Genomic DNA, 19676 nt, shown 5'->3' with positions numbered 1-19676 from the left:
AATGGTGCAAACATCAATATACCCTAAGGATGAGCCGTTAATTCCCCAAGTGGGAAGTGACGAGCAACTGATGCTCGACTACCAAGCGGGTGACGTCCGCGCGTTCGAGGCCTTATACCTTAAACACAAAGGCCCTTTGTATCGTTATTTTGTGCGTCAATTACATGACCAGCAGCTCGCCGAAGATTTGTATCAAGACACCTGGGGTAAGGTGATTAATGCGGCGAGGCAATATCAAGTCACCGCCAAATTCACCACTTGGTTATATAAAATTGCCCATAATTTATTGATTGACCACGTGCGAGCCGTTAAGCCTCTCGATAAAGTGACCCCGCTTGGTGAAGATCAAACCATGGACAGCTTACAAGCCGACGATCAAGCTTCGCCCGAGCCACAAGTTGAGCAGCAGCAACAAGCCGATATGATGAAGGGTTGCATTGCTAAGTTACCGCCAGTGCAAAAAGAAGCTTTTTTACTCAACATTGAAATGGGCATGACCGCCGCCATGATAAGCGACATTGCTAATGTGACTTTAGAAGCAACTAAAAGTCGTATTCGTTATGCATATCAGAGTATTAAGCAATGTATTGCTACCCAAAGGCAGGAGACAACGTTATGAGTCAGCAACAAGATCATGATGCAGAGTTCACTGCATTACAAACTGAAATCAAAGATGCTTATCATCAACAACCATTAGAGCAACCTTCTGCAAAACTTGATGAAGCCATATTAACCAAGGCGCGTTCGGAGGCTAATGTATCTAAAGCCAGTTCAGCTAAAAAATCAATCTGGCAACGCAATGCATGGGTGTACTCAAGTGCTGCCTCAGTGTTGCTGGTGGCGGGATTATTTATATTAAATCCAAGTTTGCAAAAAAACCTTGGTTCTGACTTGGAGCAAAGCGTACCTGCTCAGCAGCCACCATTTAAGCAGGCCAAATCGACATCGGATGTACCTAAACTAACTGAATCACCAGTTGAAGATGCCGCAGCAGCAGAATCCATTGCAGTGCAGGGATTGTCGATGAAATCGGCACCTGTAAATAATCAGTCAAGAAATCGCGATGCAATCAGTGAAGCATCTGATGACAATCGCTCTGATAGCAATGGATCCATTGAATCTCAAATGGCAGATACATCGTCCGCGGCAATGAGTGCAGCGCCAGCACCTGCCAAAGTAAATACAGAAGCACAAAAGAAAGCATTAGATCTGCAATCACGCAGTAATGCCAAGGAGGTACAGCAAGTGAAACAGTCATTTAATGGTTCGTTAAAAGGGGACATTGAGTTAGATACTGCTGATGTTGCCTTGGCTCGTTTAAAAGTATTAATGGCCGACAATAAACTGATTCAAGCTGAGCGTTATATGATCACCATAGATCAACGCTTTCCTGAGTTATCAGATCCGTCGCATCCACTTTATGAGCAATACCATAAAATTGTACTGCAACTGACTTCGCAGTAAGCAAAATACCAGAATACTAAGACGGTAAAATACCCACGGCTAAGCAATTATTGCTTAGCCGTTTTTTGTTCCCTGTAGAGGTTCGTTACATTTTTGTACTGCAACAATTGGCATAACTCTGATAACGTGAATCAATCAATAAAAATAGCCTACTCGATAACGCGTTATCTCTAATTATCGACTTTATAAGGAAGCTCCTCACCATGAAACTTCGTCGCTCCGTTGCGCATTGTATGTTGGCACTAGGCACTTTAGCGTGTTCATCATTGATATTCGCCAACGCCTCTAATCAAGGCTATTACCGCGCTCCTGCATTACACGATCAAACCTTAGTGTTTACTGCCGAAGGCGATCTTTGGACCACAGAACTCAGTCAAAAAAATAACCAAACTAAAGCCAGCCGCTTAACCAGTTTAGCGGCTGAAGAGTTGGACGCAACCATTTCTAAAGACGGTAAATGGGTGGCATATACTGCCAATTATGAAGGCGCTACCGAAGTGTATGTGATGCCGATTCAAGGCGGCGTAGCTAAACGGGTGAGCTTTGAAAACAGTCGAGTACGTCTGCAAGGTTGGACGGCATCTGGCGAAGTATTGTATTCAACCGACAACGCCTTTGGCCCGGCTAACTTTTGGGTGCTTAAAACCGTTGACCCACAATCCTTAACCATTACCGATTTACCGTTAGCTGACGCAGTCGAAGGCACCATTGATGATAAAGGTGAATATGTTTATTTTACCCAATTTGGTCTGCAAGTTAGCGGCGACAATGTCAAAGTGTATCGCGGCGGCGCTAAAGGTGAAATTTGGCGTTATAAGTTAGGCAGTAAACAAGAAGCACAACAGTTAACCAACGCCCACGAAGGCTCGGTTAAACAGCCAATGCTATGGAACCAACGTGTTTACTTTGTCAGTGATCAATCTGGCAATGACAACATTTGGTCAATGACCCTAGATGGCAAAGACATTAAGCAACACACTCAATATTCCGACTGGCAAGTGCGTGACGCTCAGCTTAATAACGGCCGTATTGTGTTTCAGCAGGGCGCCGACATTAAGTTACTTAATCTAGCCGATCTTGCGGAATCAACAGTAGCCATAGAGCTTACCAGCGACTTTACGCATCGCCGCGAACAGTGGGTTAACGACCCAATGGATTACGCCACCTCGACAGTATTTTCTCATCAAGGCGATAACGTCGTCATAACGGCCCGTAGCCATGTAGCTATTGCCAGCAACGACGGTCGCCGTTTAGTGCAAATAGATTCACCCGCCGATAGTCGTGTACGTGATGCACTATTAAGTGATGACGGCAAATGGGTTTATGGCATTAGCGATGCGTCTGGCGAACAAGAAATTTGGCAATATCCTGCCGACGGTTCTGCCGGTGCTAAGCAACTTACTAAAGATGGCAGCACCTTACGCACCAGTTTATCGTTATCACCAAATGGCCGTTATTTAGTGCATGACGATTACATGGGTAATGTGTGGTTACTCGATTTAAGTCGCAACAATAACCAAAAAATCATTAAAAATGGCGAAGGTTTAGGCCCTTACCAAGACATAAAATGGTCTGGCGACAGTCAATTTATTGCGCTAACCAAGGCTGAGATTGGCAAACAACGTCCGCAAATTGTGTTGTATTCCATTAACGAGTCAAAATCACAAACCTTGACTACAGACAAATACGAGTCTTTTTCGCCTAGTTTTAGCCACGACGGTAAATGGTTGTATTTCTTGTCTAACCGCGAATTTAAAGCCAATCCTGGCTCGCCTTGGGGCGACCGTAACATGGGGCCGATTTTTGACAAGCGCACTCAAGTGTTTGCCTTAGCGTTAGATGCTAAAGCGTCGTTTCCGTTTGCCAAACCAACCGAGCTTACCGTTAACAAAGACGCTAAAAAAGCTGACAGTAAAGACCAAGACACCCCAGCAAAAGTCAAAGTAGAGTGGGACGGATTAAACCAACGCTTATGGCAAGTGCCAGTTGATGCAGGTAACTACAATAGCTTAACCGCAACCAAAGATAAGCTGTATTTATTAGATGGCAGCCAAGATAAAAGCGAGCTAAAACTGATTAAGTTTGACCCGCTCAATATTAAAGTCGACACCTTTGGTGAAGATGTCGGCCAATATTCGTTATCAAAAGATGGCAGTAAAATCATGCTGCGCAAACAGTCTGATCCTAAAAGCCTTATGATTGTCGATGCCGGTGACAAACTGCCCAGCGATGTATCGCGCGCCAAAGTCAGCACCGACCAATGGCAATTAAGTATTTCTCCGCAGCAAGAATGGCAACAAATTTTTGAAGATGCGTGGTTAATGCATCGCGATTCGTTTTTTGATCCAAAAATGCGCGGCGTAGATTGGCAAGCAGCTAAAGCTAAATATCAACCTTTGGTAGACAGACTGACCGATCGTAATGAGCTGAATGATATTTTCACCCAAATGATGGGTGAACTGAACTCATTACATTCACAAGTACGAGGTGGAGATATTGCCCAAGATGCCGATGCAGCCAAAGCCGCTGCGTTAGGAGCTAGGCTGACACAAACCGATAAAGGCGTGGTCATAAGCCATATTTATCAAACCGACCCTGAGTTGCCGTTATCAGCCTCACCACTGGCCCGTATTGAGGTTGATGCGAAAGAAGGTGATGTGATTGCGAGCATCAATGGTAAGAAAATCACTAACATTGCTGATGTGACTCAACTACTGCGAAACCAAGGCAACAAGCAAGTGTTGCTCGGTTTAGTCCGTGGTAAAACAGCCATCAATACCATAGTAACTCCCCATGATATAGGTACCGATGCCAAGCTGCGTTACCTTGATTGGGTTGAGCATAACGGCGACAAAGTGGCTAAAGCCTCTAAAGGGAATATTGGTTATTTACACTTATATGCCATGGGCAGCGGTGATGTCGAAAGCTTTGCTCGCGAGTTTTATACCAATTACGACAAAGATGGCTTAATCATCGATGTTCGTCGCAATCGTGGTGGCAATATCGACAGTTGGATTATCGAAAAACTGTTACGCCGTGCATGGGCATTTTGGCAGCCAACTCATGGCAGCACCAACGCAAACATGCAGCAAACCTTTAGAGGCCATTTAGTGATATTAGCCGATCAAATGACCTACTCAGATGGTGAGACTTTTTCTGCCGGAATTAGAGCGCTAAACATTGCGCCTATTATCGGTAAGCAAACTGCGGGCGCTGGAGTGTGGTTATCGGGTCGCAATTCGGTGACCGATAAAGGCATGGCACGAGTGGCAGAATACCCACAATATGCCATCGATGGGCGTTGGGTTGTTGAAGGTCACGGGGTTGAGCCAGACATTGAAGTCGATAACTTACCTTATGCCACTTTTAGCGGTAAAGATGCACAACTTGATGCTGCTATCAGTTATTTGAAAGATGAACTAGTACAACAACCTATTGCGCCATTACAAGGCTTGCCAATGCCAAAAATAGGTAAAGCATCTGACATAAAAGCCAAATAACTTTAAATTGGCTTCAGTAAACCAATAAAAAATAACCCTCTCAGCGTCATGTTGAGAGGGTTATCATTAAAACATTAAAACATTAAAACATTAAAACAGCGAAACAGTAAAAAGCTTATTGCTTTATTTCAACTTCGCATGCTAATGAGTTAGCAATAAAGCAATTTGCATGGGCTTTTTCATGTATCTTCGCTAACGTTTCTGCGTCAACTTCAATCCCTTCTGCAAACGTCACTTTAGGCACTAATGTCATTTTAACCACGGCGACTTTACCTGCTTCATTTTTACCTAAATCAGCAGTAGCATTATCAACATAATTGGCAACAGGCAGTCGCTTTAAATGGGCAATCGCTAAAAAGGTCAACATGTGGCAAGAAGACAAAGCAGCCAGTAAGCTTTCTTCTGGATTCACTTTATCGGCATTGCCTTTGTATTCAGGGGCTGATGACGCTTGAATCGTTTGCCCTGTACCAAACTTAACCTCATGGTCGCGATTAAATTCACCTTCCTCACTTGGTGAAGACTGCCAATTTACCGTTAATTTAAAGCCCATTTTGTACTCCCCAAACCACATAAAAGTGGTGTTTATAACAACTTAATTTAGCGTGTATTACCCTGAAAAGCGGTCACTCACCAAACGGTAACACATCTCTATTGATTCAACACTAGGCGTACCTTAATGTCCATTAATTTGAGCTAAATAGTCAAACCGAAACGACCACTACATGTGGCGAAATCGATACAAACAAAATTGATAAAGCCTTTTCCATTAAAGCGATTTAAATACCATTTAAATCAGCTTTTTAGATGGATTTATTACTATTTAACTATCTGTTTTAAAACAACGAAAGACTATCTGTTTTAAAAAAACGGAAGACTATCTATTGGTAATCAATGCATATGTGCTGTGCTATGTCATTTACCACGTCGATATTGCGTTAGCTACCGATGATAATGAATTTAAAATAGCGACAGCAGATTGGTCGACAATTGACTTTAGCGCAATAGCCGGTGATGACGCTGTGACTGAAGGGGTGTTGAAAACCTTAGTGGAAAAAGGCGCCAACATGCACTTTAATGCCACAAGCGTCGGTACCTATTGCTTTACGGTGACAGGTTCAAGCACTGAATCGCCAACCTTATTAGTTACCAAGTTGAACTAGGCTTAAGTGATTGCCTCGTAACAAACAAAACCCAGCTAAAGCTGGGTTTTGTTTGTTTAATGAAAACGGCTTAAGCTTCTTCTGTAGTCAGTTTGGTAATCAACTCAGCAATAGTGTCGGGATCTTGTGCGCCAGAGACTAAATATTGTTGATTAAACACAATGGCAGGTACGGCTTGAATTCCGCGGCTGATCCACAGTTGCTCTTCCTCTTTTACAGCAGCTTCAAAGCGTTTGTCGGTGAGCACAGCACGAGCCTCATCAGCATTTAACCCTACCTTTGCTGCAGCTTCAATGAGTACTTCAATGTCATCGGGGTTTTTCTGCTCAGTAAAATAGCTGCTAAACAGCGCCAATTTCAAGTCAGTTTGCTTACCAGACTCGGCAGCCCAATACAGTAGCTGGTGGGCCAGTAACGTGTTGTAAATACGTGATGAGTCGGAAAAGTTAAACTCAAAGCCTAAATCGGCACCCATTTGGGTTAACCGTTGACGATTTTGAGCACTTTGCTCAGGTGTTGAACCGTATTTTTCAGCAATGTGCTCGCCTAAATGTTGCCCTTCAGGCCCCATTGCTGGATTTAACTCAAACGGATGCCACTGCAATGTAACTTCTAAATCATCAAATTTGCTCAATGCTTGTTCAAGTCGGCGATAACCGACAATGCACCACGGACACATTACGTCGGAAATAATGTCAATTTGGAGCTGATTAGTCGTCATAAATGTTCCTGTTAATGATTAATTCGACTTAATTTAGCTAAGTCTATAAAAATAAAATAAGTATAATTGCTTATAAATTAACTGTTTTTAGCGGTTAATTGATTGGTTTACCATCACTTGTGTAAACAACACAAAAGTTGCAACCTTTGGGACTAAATTGTGTCTATACTTAATCAGTAATCTGATGTTTAATCAATGTAAGGGTTAGGTCAATTAGATATACCCCATGCACGTTTATCAATGTTGTCGCTGTTAAAGTATACAAGTAGATATAAAACACATTATAGGCTTGAGCACTTGTGATACAAAGCACACGTTCCATGTCTAAATATGTCAGCCTGCATTTGTACAACAACACTATTTATGTCAGCATGCAATTGTAATACGCAATACATTTGGCAAGTAAATTCTTTTAAGGATAATCTATGAAAATAAATCTTTCTGGTCACCATGTTGATGTTACTGATACTGTCAAACAACACGTAGATGAAAAATTCGCTAAAATAGCTAGCCATTTCCCGACGCTTATCTCGCTAGATATCATCATAGCTAAAGAGCATGGTGAATATGATGTTGAAATTAGAACTAACTATGAAGGAACTCGCATTGCTGCCAAAGGTACTGACTTAGTCATGTATCCCGCTATCACGAGCGCCGCTAAAAAATTAGATGCGGCACTAAAGCATCGTAAAGGCCAATTAAAAGCAGATTTACATGAAAAACCAGATGTAACTGCACCTGAAATCGCTTACGAAAAAGTTCAAGAAATGGACTTACGTTAACCGTTAACCCTAGTCGTTTATTCAACGATATCCAAAACGCAGCCTAGGCTGCGTTTTTTGTTAAAGCATCATAAAAACTAACCTTGTGCAGTCATAACAACCTAGCAACTCAAGCTAACTTCAACTTGCTAGAACGCTGCATTGTTAAAAAGCTAAGCGCAGTAAAGCATCAATACATTCGTTGCAGCTTGTTAAGTTTGTAAAGCATCTGCGCTATCGCTTTTATAGAATCTAGCCGCGAAGCGTTCTAGCATTTAGCATTTATTGTTGGATATAAAACAGTACAACATTTATGGGATGGAAAACACTCCAATCGGCTCATAGGTCGATAGATGTTGTTTGCTGTGGATATACTTGGTTTCTGCCATTCTTTTTCGCTTGATACAAATATCTGTCGGCATTGTTGATAAGCTCATCAATAGTTTGGTTATCGGTTAACTGTGAAATACCCATACTGATGGTTAGGCTAATCTCTTGCTTATGAAAAAGCACCTTATGATGTTGTACATTAGTACGAATTTTTTCAGCAATGATAAAAGCTTGTTCCGCCGAGGTTTGCGGCAGAATAAACAGAAACTCTTCGCCACCCCAGCGTGCAACGCAATCTTGTTGCCTCACACTTTGTTTAAACACTTGCGCTAGCTCGGTAAGCACGATATCTCCGCAATTATGACCGTATTTGTCATTGACCATTTTAAAATGATCAAGATCGCACAGCAAAACGGATAATGATTCGTTGTTTCTTGATACTCTTGATTTTTCCTGCTGTAAAATAGTTAATGCATTACGTCGGTTAGCCAGTGTCGTTAATGGATCTGATAACGCGAGTTGTTGATATTTTTTACCGAGCTTCAGCGCACTATTGTAGGATAACATTCTTGAATATTCATATAACGCGGAGAGGAAGGTAGTGGTTAAAAATGACAATATTAACCGGACTTTAAACTCAGTTGAGTAAGTTGCATATTGAGGCATCTCTATCGGTGAAAACATAATAATAGCGACAACACTTATGAAAAATAGCAGGTTAACCAGACCATAACTTAATCCCAGTACATAAACGGAAACTGGCGCCACAATAAATATCCACAATGGACCTGTTTGTTCCACCCCGCCAGTAAAGACTAAGTAGAACATCAGTATATATAACGAGTAAATGATAATAAAAGAGCTAAGGTTAAGCTTGTTGTATTTTTTTAGCGCCACGTAAGCCAAACAATAAATAATGCTGGAGACAAATAGAGTGATGGTTAACACATAATTACTGTTAAATAAGCTTATTACTCCCATCACAAAAGTCATCGACATTCCGACCAATGAAAACAGGGATATAACGTGAGTTTGCTGAAGTTCTCCGTTACTTTTACTTTCATTTTTAATGAATGTTAGCAATGGGTCATCCTTTAAATGTTTGGTGCCGATATGACATTTGAATTGATTTTAGCGATGTTAGCTATTCAAAAATAACATGTATAAAGAGTATTATTTAGAGTGACATGAATTGAGCTATTATCCAATGATCTTTTTTGATCATGCTTAAAGTAATCAAAGCGGTAACATCGGTAAGGGTGATAACCCCTAATGCATTGCTAATAAAGTGTTCGGTGGATTATTAGGCAGATAACAACGATGAAAAGCGCATGCTTCACTTACGTCGATCACTAAAAAGTTATAGCAACATAAAGTTATAGCAACATAAAGCTATAGCAACATAAAGCTATAGCAACATAAAGCTATAGCAAAATAAAGCAGGAAGGGGGATTCGGTTAGACTGTTGAACTTTTAGCGTTTCAGCATTATCGTTTTTATAGAATTTATCAGCGAAGCGTCTTGGCATTTTAACATTGAGGCGTTTAGGTTGTGGATCTTGAGAGTGAAAAAAAGACGTGACGGCTTTAATAGAAACAAGCTGAAAAGTGTTCTAGTACGTAGGCTTAGAACACTTTAACAGCCTAAGTTTGAGTTATTCGTCGTCGTTAATGTCTGCATTGTGGTAAACGTTCTGAACGTCATCACAATCATCAAGAGCGGCTAAGAACTTTTCAAAACTTTCAATATCTTCACCAGTAAGTTCAGTCATGGTTTGTGGCACAAATGCTAAATTCTCTACCTTAAAATCAATCTCTGGAAAGGCTTCAGTTAACACCGTGCGCGCATTGTTAAACTCTGATACGGGTGCAAATACACTGATGATGCCATCTTCTAGCTCTACATCGGCAACGTCGACATCAGCCATCATAAGCAATTCAAGAATAGCTTCATCGTCTTCGCCTTCAAACACAAAAACGGCTTGATGTTCGAACATATGGCCAACAGTACCAGGGCTACCTAACTTGGCATCATTTTTAACAAATGCTTGGCGAACCTGAGTAAAGGTACGGTTACCGTTGTCTGTTAAGCAGTCAACAATCACCATGCAGCCGCCAGGACCAAAACCTTCATAGCGGGCGGTATCATAATCTTCACCACCACCACCACGAGCTTTTTCAATGGCACGTTCAATAACGTGTGCCGGAACTTGATCTTTCTTCGCGCGGGCAATCAAGCTACGTAGTGCTAGGTTGCCGTCTGGGTCGACGCCACCTTTAGCGCAAATATAAATCTCTTTACCGTAACGTGAGTAAATTCGTGTCTTTTGGCCAGCGGTTTTCGCCATGGACTCTTTTTTATTTTGATATGCTCTGCCCATCTTAATCTCGTTTTATTAAATGTTTAAGGCTAAAAATTGTCATCGATTCTAGCAGGAATAAGTTGTGCTGTTTAGGTGCTGGTTCTAAATTTTGCATAAATAATCTTTTAGCAAAATAATAAAAGGTTATCAAACAGTCCTTTGCCCTAGTCACTAGTTGGATTCACTTACCATAGACCTGCCTTTGCCAAGTAAATTTGCACTGTTTGTAAGACAACAAAAACGATGTCGATGATCTACTTGAAATCATCTGACTTTTTGAACGGGCCTATTTATCATCCCGAGATGAGGTTTAGTCGGTTTGTTTACATTGTAAATACGGTAAAATAAAGCGCTAGTGCTTCGCACTTACAGGACATAAGTATTCATATTTACACATCAGATGTGTTAAGTTTATGTATCATGAAGCTTCAATCGATAATACAATTTAGTAGAGTATTAGCGTATAAAGCCTAAATATAAAAATAAGAAAAAGGATTTCTCTATTGGGTTAACTCAATATTGAAAGTCCATAGTTTGATCCATTTTATCCTGAGATGAATTGATGAGTTAGATGATCAATATCATTTCTACACTTAATTAGTATGCTAGAAATGAGAGTCCAAATATGAAATCTGAATCTGCTGAAGGTCAAACGTCAAATGCGACGGTGACTATTTTGTATTACGAAGCCCCAGTCGGTTTAGAAATGCATAATGCTGTGATGACCGATCTGCAAATCAGCCAAACTGGGCGTGTAATGATCCCTGAATCATTTCGTCGAGGTAAATCTATTATTGCGGTATTAGAAGGCGAGTGCAAAATACTTAACTCACTGGGTGAGCGAGTGTATTCGCAACGAGTTATGAGCAAAATAGACAATTAAATGAACCTTAAGTAAAAAAAGACACGTAAAGTGTCTTTTTTTTGTAATTTTTGTATGTGTTGCCTTTCACGCATGAGCTAACGGCAAGAGTTAGGCATGCTAGTTTAGCGACTCGCAGCGTAATAAGTCGGCTAACAGTTTATCTGCTAAAGGCTGTAATACTTGCTCATGAGGCTGGGTGTGAGCTACCGTTCGTAAACCGTAAATTCCCATCACTAAATACTGTGCTAAAAATTGGCTGTCACAGTCTTGAGCTATTAGCTTCTGCGCTTTTGCTGTATCGAACACCATTACTAATGACTGCTGCCATAGCTGCAAAAACTGACAAGTCATTTGTTTAATTTGCTCATCTTGCTCGCCCATCTCACTGAGTGACTTGGTCAGTAAACACGCCTGAGTAGCATCACAACTTAAGCATTCTTGTACAATTAAGGCTAAATAAGCCCCTAAGTTGTCTACTGCTGAACGGTCATTAGCAAACAATTGCTGAAACTGTTCATTGCGATCTTGTTGGTACTGCTCAATAGCCGCAATATACAAGCCTTTTTTATTGTCAAAAGCGCAATAAATTGACCCCGGATGTAGCCCCGTTGCTTTAGTGAGATCTTGCATGCTGGTTTTAGCGTATCCATTCACTAAAAAGGTGCTCATGGCAGCACGTAAAACCGTTTCTCTATTAAATTCAGCGTGTCTCATATCTGGTCACTTCTGGTCAACATCAAAGCGTGATAACTCATAACGCTCGAGTCTAACTAAATTTGATCGATTATTCAAAAAATACTTGAATGTGTATTCAATTAAGATTAATCTTGAATGTATATTCAAGAAAGGAGATCGTCACATGACGGCAAGTTTATTTACACCATACAAACTCAATGACACCCTAACATTATCAAACAAGATTTTAATGGCACCATTAACGCGTTGTATGGCGGATGATGATCTTGTTCCTACTCAAGCTATTGCAGACTATTATGCTCGCCGTGCTGAAGCAGGCTTAATAATCAGTGAAGCGACAATTATCCGTCCAGATGCGCAAGGCTACCCAAATACCCCTGGTTTATTTACTCCAGCTCAAATCGACGGCTGGCGCGCAGTGACCGATGCGGTGCACAAAAATGATGGCAAAATTTTTTCTCAGCTTTGGCACACTGGCCGTGTCGCACACTCACACTTTTTTGATGGTGGCGACGTGTTATCTGCTTCTGCTCAAGCTGTAGAAGGTACTGTGCCTAGAATGCGCGAATTAGTTTACCAAACGCCAAAGGCTGCCACATTAGATGATATTAAGCAGTTAGTGATTGACTATGCTCAAGCCGCTGCAAATGCGATTGATGCTGGTTTTGATGGCGTCGAAATTCATGCTGCAAATGGTTATTTGATTGACCAATTCTTACATCATGACAGTAACCGTCGTGAAGACGAATACGGCCAAACTCCTGAAAATATGTCACGCTTTGCCTTAGAAGTGGTTGACGCTATTGTGGCTAGAATTGGCGCAGATCGCACCGCTATTCGAGTATCTCCTGGTGCCTATTTTAATATGGCAGCCGATCCTCGCGACCGTGGCGTGTTTGACTATTTATTACCTGAGTTGGCTAAACGCAATTTAGCATTTTTACATGGCGGTATTTTTGACGACTCAATGCAGTTTGATTACTTAGGTGGCAGCATATCGACCTACCTACGCAGTGTTTACACTGGCACGTTAGTGGGTGTAGGTAGCTATACCGCCGAAACGGGCAGTGCAGCCATTAGCGACAATAAGTTTGATTTGTTGGCGATTGGCCGTCCATTTATTGCTAATCCAGATTATGTGGCAAAAGTGCGTGATGGCGGCGAATTAGTGGCATACGCCGACACCATGTTAACGGAATTGATTTAACCTAGTTTATTGTTTTACGTTACTGATTTCAGCAGAGGTTAGTCAAACGTAGTTTGTAGGAATTCATTTCTAAGCAGTATTTTCTATGCTAGAAATGGCGCTAAAACTATCAACCCCAATTTGTGTTTTTTAGCATCCGTCTTGACCACAGCTTTTGCTGTGGTCTTTTTTTTGGCAGAAATTTGTCTCAGTGAGTGCACTCTATTACTATGTCGACAATTTTCGGCAAAGAGAAACATGATGCAAACACTGCAACAATTAAATGATGGTTTGTTACTAGGTTATCAACGGGTCAGTATCGCAGAACAACTGACGGAATTTCCTGTAAAACTGTTTGAGTTAGCCGATACCCTAGAAGTGCTCGATCTTGGCAATAACCAATTATCGTCATTGCCCGATAACTTTGCTGACTTGTATCAACTTAAAATCTTGTTTGTGTCGAATAACCTATTTGATCATCTGCCAGCAGTATTAGGCCAGTGTCCAAAGCTCGAAATGATAGGTTTTAAAGCTAATCAAATTCGCACCGTACCCGAAGCATCCATTCCAAAGCAAACCCGTTGGTTAATATTAACCGATAACCACATTGAGCAGTTGCCAGACAGTTTAGGTCAATGTCATCGTCTGGAAAAACTCGCGTTAGCGGGTAACCGATTAACCGCACTGCCTAATAGCATGGCTAATTGTCATCAATTGGCTCTTATCCGTTTATCGGCTAACCAGCTTACCGCCTTACCACATTGGTTATTTGAGCTACCTAACTTAGCCTGGTTGGCTTTTGCAGGTAACGCGTTTAGTCATGTAGAACATTGCGATAATACTCGCGTACCTATCGTGCCATTAACCCAGTTTACCTTAGGTCAGTTACTCGGGCAGGGTGCATCAGGATTGATTTATCAAGCGACTCACCATACAGAAAACTCAGTTGAGGCAAACTTTAGCTGCGACGCTGATGTCGCAATTAAGTTGTTTAAGGGCATGGTGACCAGTGATGGTTATCCAGCAGATGAGCTTGATTGTTGCTTAACCGCTGGCGAGCACCCTAATCTGATTAATGTGGTGGCACAAATTAATCAACCAGAACAACTGGGTTTAGTGATGCAACTTATTCCACCAAGCTACGGTAATTTAGGTTTACCGCCGTCGTTGCAAACCTGTAGCCGTGACACTTTTGAAGCGCAAACGGTATTTACCTGGGCGCGCATTACTCATATTGCCAGCCAAATGGCTGATATTTTAGCTCATTTACACCAAAATGGTATAAGCCATGGTGATATTTATGCCCACAACATCATGATAAATACCCACGATAACGTGTTGTTTGGTGACTTTGGTGCCGCCTCAAATTTAAAGCAGTTTACCCCACAGCATTTGCAATTAATGCAAGCGATTGAGGTTAGGGCGTTTGGTTATTTGGTCGATGACATGCTAAACCTCATCGATAACCCAAACACACCACAAGCGGCAATGTTGCGCCAGTTAGTGCAAGATTGCTTGCAGCATAGTTCATCAACAAGACCGAGTTTTAAAGCGCTGTTACCCCGTTTAGCGAGCATTGCTTAACAGATAAACACACTCGGGCTAAGACATGATTAGGTTTAACCAGCCTAGTTGTTTAGCTCGAGTGAATAGATCTATTTAATGGCCTGAGTGAATGGATCGAGCTAATAGTACGGCGAATAAAAAATCCAGAATATGGTCTTTAGCCACACACTGGATTATAATCAAATTATCATGTCGTAATGAAAGGCTAGCCACTGTGGAAAATAAAACTGCACGTTTTACTGTATTAATGGACCCGCTAAAAAAGCAGGCATTTGAACAACTGTGTGCTGCGCAAGATCTCACCCCATCACAAGTCACCCGTCAGCTTATTCGCGAATACCTCGAAAAGCATGATGTGAGTTTTGCTGACAATCAAAGTCGTCCGAACCCACAGGTAAAAAGCTAAGCTTTAATTCGCCTATTGTTAGGCTATTGGTGACACTATTAGTCACCTAGTGGCTATGCAAATTACTACGCTAGTCGTTACGCTAGCCGTTACATTAGCGGGCAAGTGGATCAGCTGGTTTATCACCCTAGGGTAGTCAATTTGTGATAATGGCATTATAATGTCATTACAATATTCGGCAGGATAGATACTTTTCTATCTCACGCCAATCGATAAAGCCTGTCGAACTGCGTATTAGCGCTATTAACTTATTCGACAACTGCCAAGAACACAGAGAGTAAAGATATGAGTGATGTAATCCCGCCATGCCCAAAATGTGAGTCTCCGTACGCTTATTCAGACGGCACATTGTTAATTTGCCCAGAATGCGCCAATGAATGGAACCCAAATGAAGAAGTGGTTGATCCAGACGCCATCATTTTAAAAGATGCCAACGGCAACTTATTAGCAGAAGGCGACAAAGTCACCTTAATCAAAGATCTTAAAGTAAAAGGTTCATCACTCGTGCTTAAAGTCGGCACTAAAGCAGTGATCAACCACTTTGTCGACGGCGACCACGATATCGATTGTAAAGTCGATGGCAATGGCCAAATGATGCTGAAATCGAAGTTTGTGAAAAAACAAAGCTAATAACGATTAATCTAATTGTTATAAGTGACCATTAATCAGCTTGTGGCTGATTAACAAAAAATCCCCGCAGGCAGCAATGCCAGCAGGGATTTTTTATGGACACTGGTTCAAGTCCCGCCGCCCCACCAATTTATAGAAGGGCTTAGCAACAATGCTAAGCCCTTTTTCTTTGTCCATTTTTGCATGGTAACTTTATACATTAACTTCATTTTTAAACTAACATCAACGTCGTGGCGCTTTGCCCACACCCGACCAAGAGGAAATCAACGGCTATTCCCTCTTGGCTCTTTGCTCTTTGCTCTTTGCTCTTTGCTCAAGAATTGGCCATTACAAGCCGTCCCACAACATTTTCCAAATGGATTAAACAACAGCTGCGAAAAGGTCGTCATGGGGATAGATCCAGCTTTTAACTTCGTTTGAATCTTGCTTCGGCCCATCTTGCAGTAAAAAGTGAAAATGCTAACGTTTCCGATAGGCATCTAATAGGTAGGATGCCTTATAGCACATGGTCAATGATGTTCCCGACATCATAATGACATTTCCAATATCCATATAGATCAGATGTGCGAGAAAGGCCTGTCAGACTCACGAATTCTGTTGTAAAGAGTCTTCAACGGCCTCAATTGTTATTAAGCCTGAAACTATGGATCAGCTCATGCATTCTGTTGTAAAGAGTCTTCAACGTCATCAAGTTCAGAGTTGAATCACGCCAATTGCAAGCAAGGTATGCAAATCATTTTCTCCCCATTTCATTTTGCTTAGACTCGCCAGTTTCGAGAAATTGAAGATGGAATGACCTACTTAACTCTAATCCAAATGTTTCTAGCGTTCCCAGGCCTTACCAGAACCCCTTATTGTTGACGTTTGGACTACAAAAAAGAGTTGAGTATCACAAAATAATGCCTAGACCTGAAAGGATATTAAACTGCGCTGACAAAAGCTGTTACAACGTTTGTAAGCTCCTGATCTTTTTCAGCATTTAATTTACCATCAACAAAGTAATCATAAAAACGACCTAAGCTATACGTACCTTTAATATCGGCTCCCCACCACGGCATTAATTGCGATAATGTTTGAAGGTTAGTAGCACCACCATTAGGGCCTGGAGAAGTGCTAAGTAACAATACTGGTTTCTTCGTTGCAAACATTGGATTTTGTAAATCGCCTAAACGAGAAACCCAGTCGATTAAATTTTTAAATTCTGCAGGTATTCCACCATTGTGCTCTGGAGAAGCAATGATGAAAGCATCATATTCAGCAAATAACGCACGTACTTGTTGAGCCGTTTCAGGATGGCCTTCGCTTTCTTCTCTATCTAAACTAAAGAAAGGCATTGGATAATCTCGAATATCTAGCATGGCAACGTCATGCCCTTCAATTTTGCTCGACGCTAACTCTAGTAGCATTCTATTGATAGAGTTTTTACTGTTACTTGCTGATACGGTGAGTATTTTTGTCAAGATTAAATTTCCTATATTATGAAAGATTGATTGTTGAATTAACAATTAATCCTTTTGGTTTTTAAATTAATTTTTTAGTTATAGCTAATTTAGTACTAATAAAGCGTAATCTCCAGCCGTTCTCTCAGCAGTGATAACCTTAAGTAATAACATATTTAATTCGCCTTATTTAAATAAATAAGTGTTAGATGAACTTGTTCGCTGAGCGCAGTAAAATCTAATTTTTCATCACGTACCAAATCACCATCTTTTACTTCAACACCATTAAGAACACCTTCACCACCAGTGACATAAGCAATAAACTCGCCCTCCTGGGTGACATTCTTATTTTTGCTGAGCAAACCAACTTCAATAACAGTTTCGCTATCAAGTGTGACACTTTGTGATTTATTGCCACCATAAACACGTATCATTTGGTCTTTTTTAAGATCATGAAATTTATAACTTGCAGGCTCACCGGCCGCTTCAGGTAAGACCCATAATTGCAGCATTCTGTTTTCTACATTATCAGGGTTAATTTCATTGTGTACAAAACCTTCACCACCAGCACGTTGTGCTTGCACTTGATTGGCTTGCATTGACTTGCCGTTTTCCATAGAGCCTTGGTGCTCTATACTTCCTTCAAGCATAACCGAAATGACATCCAATTCTTTATGTGGGTGCATGCCCGTTTGACCTTTAGGCGTAAAACGCGCATCAGCTAAATATATAAAGTTGCCAAGTCCATTCCATGTATCGTTTTGTCCGCCAATTTTGTTATCAACAACAAGACGGGTTTCTTTTAATCCTGCAAATCCACCTCTGTGTAATGAATCTTTACTTAATAACTGCATTTTAATTTCCTCTTTCATTACTAGCTGATAACAAAAATCAACTTACTGTTTGGTCTTTTCGAACTGTAAAGCTATTATATATTTAAAATATTTGATTAAAATAAAGTAATACTGACAAATATGTTCGAATTGACTGTACATTAATATCAGTATCAAAGTATCAATAGGTGGCTAGTGAAATTATCTTTAGAAGCTTGTGAGGTGTTGGATGCGATAGACAGAAAAGGCAGCTTTGCCGCAGCCGCAGCCGCTCTATATCGCGTACCGTCCACAATTACTTATACGGTACAGAAATTAGAAGAAGATTTAGGGATTATGATTTATCGACGAGAAGGTCGAAGATCAATCTTAACGCCTGCGGGTAAAGTGCTACTTGATCAAGGTCGAGAGTTACTAAAAGCAGCTCAAAGTATTGTAGAAACAGCAAAACAAGTAGACAGTGGCTGGGAATCTCATATCACTATAGCACTCGATACTATTTATGATATTGAAGAGTTATATAATGTCGTTGAAGAGTTTTATAAACTTCAAACCCGTGTTGAAGTTAATATCACTGAAGAAGTATTAGCAGGGAGTTGGGATGCAATTATTGAAAATAGAGCTGACTTAGTCATCGGTGCACCCCACCCAGAAATAAACACTCAAGGAATTAAGTTTGAAGAAATTAAAGTAGCAGATTGGCAATTTGTGGTAGGGAGAAATCACCCTTTACTCGAATACGATCTCCCTTTATCAGAAGATGATATCAAGCCATTTCATTCAATTATCATTAAAGATTCTTCAAAAAGGTCCCCCGCCATGACTCATAGGATATTTGAGAAGCAAACAGTGTTACGAGTTGCCTCGATGGAGCAAAAGATATCAGCTCAAATTAGAGGGCTAGGAGTTGGTTTTTTACCAACGCATCGTATTACTAATCACCTTGAAACTGGGGAGCTGGTTTCCCTTAAGATCGCTAAAGATGCACCATTAACTCCTCTGTTCATTGGCTGGAGAACAAATAACAAAGGCAGGGCAATAAGATGGTTCATCGATAAATTTCGTGAATGTAATAAATAACACGCACATATTAAAGAAGTAAATTCATAACTTTTTTAGGCTAAATTAAGTGGTCAGTAGCCTAAAAATCATGCATTTCATCCACTTCACTAGACTGCTTTTAGTTAAGAATAAGATTCTATTTCATTTAAATTATCTAAAAGGTTAATGGCTGCAATATCGGATTTCCTGCCGTAAACCTTTGAATTATTTACGGCGAGATTGAACCTTAATAACAAGGCCACTCCAAATTATTGGCGAATATTTAACCATCACTCTAGTCTTTAGTTATCTATATTTACTTGCAGGTAATGAATGATGGCTAGTCCAAGACAGGTGTAAACATACCTAATGGTTTAATGTTCTGTGTAAAAGACTACATAGTGCTGGTTAAAGATACCGGGCGAATTATTCGTCAAGATAAGCGATGGGCAATGAGTTAAAGTAACCAAGATATTCTCAATAGACTGAATATACCCGCTGAAAACTGGTTAAAAATCACCACAGAGTTTGGTGCCTTATTTAAAGGTGCAGTCGGGGCGTTACCTGCCTTAACAGAAGATTGTGAGCATCAAGAGCGAAAACGACGCAAAGCGCTTCAAACTGCCAGCGCTGGCTGTATTGTGGCTTAATGAATCTGTACACCGATTGAGGTAAACTTCCTTTAAGATAAAACGGTGTAAAAAAGTAATGAA

Annotated in this window: 18 protein-coding genes and 1 pseudogene; 12 read left to right on the top strand and 7 right to left on the bottom strand. The window is 40.8% G+C overall.

Translation table 11 applies throughout. The features are described 5' to 3' along the window. The first annotated feature begins 1 nt into the window (after position 1). The 3 genes from AAEY99_RS19155 to AAEY99_RS19145 all read left to right on the top strand — a co-directional run bounded on the left by AAEY99_RS19155 (position 2) and on the right by AAEY99_RS19145 (position 4964). Positions 2–619: a sigma-70 family RNA polymerase sigma factor gene (locus tag AAEY99_RS19155; protein ID WP_351011603.1), complete on the top strand. Its 618-nt coding sequence runs from the start codon at positions 2–4 to the stop codon at positions 617–619. After that, positions 616–1464, top strand: coding sequence for a hypothetical protein (locus tag AAEY99_RS19150; RefSeq protein WP_101085582.1), 849 nt, complete (start codon positions 616–618; stop codon positions 1462–1464). The genes AAEY99_RS19155 and AAEY99_RS19150 overlap by 4 nt, the downstream gene beginning before the upstream one ends. Positions 1465–1667: 203 nt before the next feature. Beyond that, on the top strand, positions 1668–4964 hold the full coding sequence (locus tag AAEY99_RS19145; protein WP_351011591.1) for a S41 family peptidase: 3297 nt from the start codon (positions 1668–1670) through the stop codon (positions 4962–4964). A gap of 115 nt (positions 4965–5079) precedes the next feature. Here the strand turns inward: AAEY99_RS19145 and AAEY99_RS19140 are convergent, their stop codons facing one another. Then, positions 5080–5517 (bottom strand): OsmC family protein, encoded by a 438-nt coding sequence (locus tag AAEY99_RS19140; protein WP_101085578.1) that lies wholly within the window; start codon positions 5515–5517, stop codon positions 5080–5082. Positions 5518–5848: 331 nt separating this feature from the next. Here AAEY99_RS19140 and AAEY99_RS19135 point away from each other — a divergent pair, with 331 nt between their 5' ends. Continuing rightward, positions 5849–6127 (top strand): early set domain-containing protein, encoded by a 279-nt coding sequence (locus AAEY99_RS19135; protein ID WP_101085576.1) that lies wholly within the window; start codon positions 5849–5851, stop codon positions 6125–6127. Between the two features lie 70 nt (positions 6128–6197). Here AAEY99_RS19135 and AAEY99_RS19130 read toward each other — a convergent pair whose 3' ends face one another. Continuing rightward, a complete protein-coding gene (locus AAEY99_RS19130; RefSeq protein WP_101085574.1) occupies positions 6198–6848 on the bottom strand; it encodes a DsbA family oxidoreductase in 651 nt (216 codons plus the stop codon). Between the two features lie 425 nt (positions 6849–7273). Between AAEY99_RS19130 and hpf the strand changes: the two genes are divergently transcribed. Continuing rightward, a complete protein-coding gene (hpf, locus tag AAEY99_RS19125; RefSeq protein ID WP_011636558.1) occupies positions 7274–7630 on the top strand; it encodes a ribosome hibernation-promoting factor, HPF/YfiA family in 357 nt (118 codons plus the stop codon). Positions 7631–7948: 318 nt separating this feature from the next. Here hpf and AAEY99_RS19120 read toward each other — a convergent pair whose 3' ends face one another. Both AAEY99_RS19120 and AAEY99_RS19115 read right to left on the bottom strand, forming a co-directional pair. After that, positions 7949–9022: a GGDEF domain-containing protein gene (locus AAEY99_RS19120; protein ID WP_101085573.1), complete on the bottom strand. Its 1074-nt coding sequence runs from the start codon at positions 9020–9022 to the stop codon at positions 7949–7951. 571 nt (positions 9023–9593) lie between these two features. Then, on the bottom strand, positions 9594–10319 hold the full coding sequence (locus AAEY99_RS19115; RefSeq protein ID WP_059746407.1) for a YebC/PmpR family DNA-binding transcriptional regulator: 726 nt from the start codon (positions 10317–10319) through the stop codon (positions 9594–9596). A gap of 607 nt (positions 10320–10926) precedes the next feature. On the opposite strand from AAEY99_RS19115, the gene AAEY99_RS19110 reads away from it, so the two are divergent. Next, positions 10927–11184, top strand: coding sequence for a TIGR02922 family protein (locus tag AAEY99_RS19110; RefSeq protein ID WP_101085570.1), 258 nt, complete (start codon positions 10927–10929; stop codon positions 11182–11184). Positions 11185–11283: 99 nt separating this feature from the next. On the opposite strand, the gene AAEY99_RS19105 is transcribed toward AAEY99_RS19110, so the two are convergent. Continuing rightward, the gene (locus tag AAEY99_RS19105) at positions 11284–11880 is read right to left on the bottom strand and encodes a TetR/AcrR family transcriptional regulator (protein ID WP_101085568.1); all 597 of its coding nucleotides are present in this window, start codon (positions 11878–11880) and stop codon (positions 11284–11286) included. Positions 11881–12025: 145 nt separating this feature from the next. On the opposite strand from AAEY99_RS19105, the gene AAEY99_RS19100 reads away from it, so the two are divergent. The 4 genes from AAEY99_RS19100 (at position 12026) to AAEY99_RS19085 (ending at position 15650) form a co-directional block, all read left to right on the top strand. Then, positions 12026–13069: an alkene reductase gene (locus AAEY99_RS19100; protein WP_351011586.1), complete on the top strand. Its 1044-nt coding sequence runs from the start codon at positions 12026–12028 to the stop codon at positions 13067–13069. 240 nt (positions 13070–13309) lie between these two features. Further along, complete coding sequence (locus tag AAEY99_RS19095; RefSeq protein WP_351011601.1) at positions 13310–14632, top strand: leucine-rich repeat-containing protein kinase family protein; 1323 nt, start codon at positions 13310–13312, stop codon at positions 14630–14632. A gap of 196 nt (positions 14633–14828) precedes the next feature. Beyond that, positions 14829–15020 carry a ribbon-helix-helix protein gene (locus tag AAEY99_RS19090; RefSeq protein WP_101085561.1) on the top strand — a complete coding sequence of 64 codons (192 nt, stop codon included), beginning with the start codon at positions 14829–14831 and terminating at the stop codon, positions 15018–15020. Positions 15021–15305: 285 nt separating this feature from the next. After that, positions 15306–15650 (top strand): zinc ribbon domain-containing protein YjdM, encoded by a 345-nt coding sequence (locus tag AAEY99_RS19085; protein ID WP_011636566.1) that lies wholly within the window; start codon positions 15306–15308, stop codon positions 15648–15650. Between the two features lie 920 nt (positions 15651–16570). Here the strand turns inward: AAEY99_RS19085 and AAEY99_RS19080 are convergent. Continuing rightward, positions 16571–17110: an NADPH-dependent FMN reductase gene (locus AAEY99_RS19080; protein ID WP_162022575.1), complete on the bottom strand. Its 540-nt coding sequence runs from the start codon at positions 17108–17110 to the stop codon at positions 16571–16573. Positions 17111–17265: 155 nt separating this feature from the next. Next, positions 17266–17943 (bottom strand): pirin family protein, encoded by a 678-nt coding sequence (locus AAEY99_RS19075; RefSeq protein WP_162022576.1) that lies wholly within the window; start codon positions 17941–17943, stop codon positions 17266–17268. 174 nt (positions 17944–18117) lie between these two features. Between AAEY99_RS19075 and AAEY99_RS19070 the strand changes: the two genes are divergently transcribed. Together AAEY99_RS19070 and AAEY99_RS19065 are read left to right on the top strand one after the other, a co-directional pair. Continuing rightward, positions 18118–19002: a LysR family transcriptional regulator gene (locus AAEY99_RS19070; RefSeq protein ID WP_162022577.1), complete on the top strand. Its 885-nt coding sequence runs from the start codon at positions 18118–18120 to the stop codon at positions 19000–19002. Between the two features lie 320 nt (positions 19003–19322). After that, a pseudogene (locus tag AAEY99_RS19065) lies at positions 19323–19633 on the top strand (transposase); the annotation flags it as partial. Positions 19634–19676: the final 43 nt, after the last annotated feature.

Source organism: Shewanella sp. S1-58-MNA-CIBAN-0166, from assembly GCF_040310085.1.
Taxonomy (GTDB): Bacteria; Pseudomonadota; Gammaproteobacteria; order Enterobacterales; family Shewanellaceae; genus Shewanella.
Note: the sequence above shows the minus strand (reverse complement) of the source record. Positions and strands in the feature narration are given on the sequence as shown.

Bases quoted from the DNA above. Each gene is read 5' to 3' on its own strand.
- AAEY99_RS19110 (WP_101085570.1), top strand. From the start codon at position 10,927: ATGAAATCTGAATCTGCTGAAGGTCAAACGTCAAATGCGACGGTGACT.
- hpf (WP_011636558.1), top strand. From the start codon at position 7,274: ATGAAAATAAATCTTTCTGGTCACCATGTTGATGTTACTGATACTGTC.
- AAEY99_RS19105 (WP_101085568.1), bottom strand. From the start codon at position 11,880: ATGAGACACGCTGAATTTAATAGAGAAACGGTTTTACGTGCTGCCATG.
- AAEY99_RS19115 (WP_059746407.1), bottom strand. From the start codon at position 10,319: ATGGGCAGAGCATATCAAAATAAAAAAGAGTCCATGGCGAAAACCGCT.
- AAEY99_RS19085 (WP_011636566.1), top strand. From the start codon at position 15,306: ATGAGTGATGTAATCCCGCCATGCCCAAAATGTGAGTCTCCGTACGCT.
- AAEY99_RS19155 (WP_351011603.1), top strand. From the start codon at position 2: ATGGTGCAAACATCAATATACCCTAAGGATGAGCCGTTAATTCCCCAA.
- AAEY99_RS19140 (WP_101085578.1), bottom strand. From the start codon at position 5,517: ATGGGCTTTAAATTAACGGTAAATTGGCAGTCTTCACCAAGTGAGGAA.
- AAEY99_RS19130 (WP_101085574.1), bottom strand. From the start codon at position 6,848: ATGACGACTAATCAGCTCCAAATTGACATTATTTCCGACGTAATGTGT.
- AAEY99_RS19100 (WP_351011586.1), top strand. From the start codon at position 12,026: ATGACGGCAAGTTTATTTACACCATACAAACTCAATGACACCCTAACA.
- AAEY99_RS19075 (WP_162022576.1), bottom strand. From the start codon at position 17,943: ATGCAGTTATTAAGTAAAGATTCATTACACAGAGGTGGATTTGCAGGA.
- AAEY99_RS19150 (WP_101085582.1), top strand. From the start codon at position 616: ATGAGTCAGCAACAAGATCATGATGCAGAGTTCACTGCATTACAAACT.
- AAEY99_RS19095 (WP_351011601.1), top strand. From the start codon at position 13,310: ATGCAAACACTGCAACAATTAAATGATGGTTTGTTACTAGGTTATCAA.
- AAEY99_RS19145 (WP_351011591.1), top strand. From the start codon at position 1,668: ATGAAACTTCGTCGCTCCGTTGCGCATTGTATGTTGGCACTAGGCACT.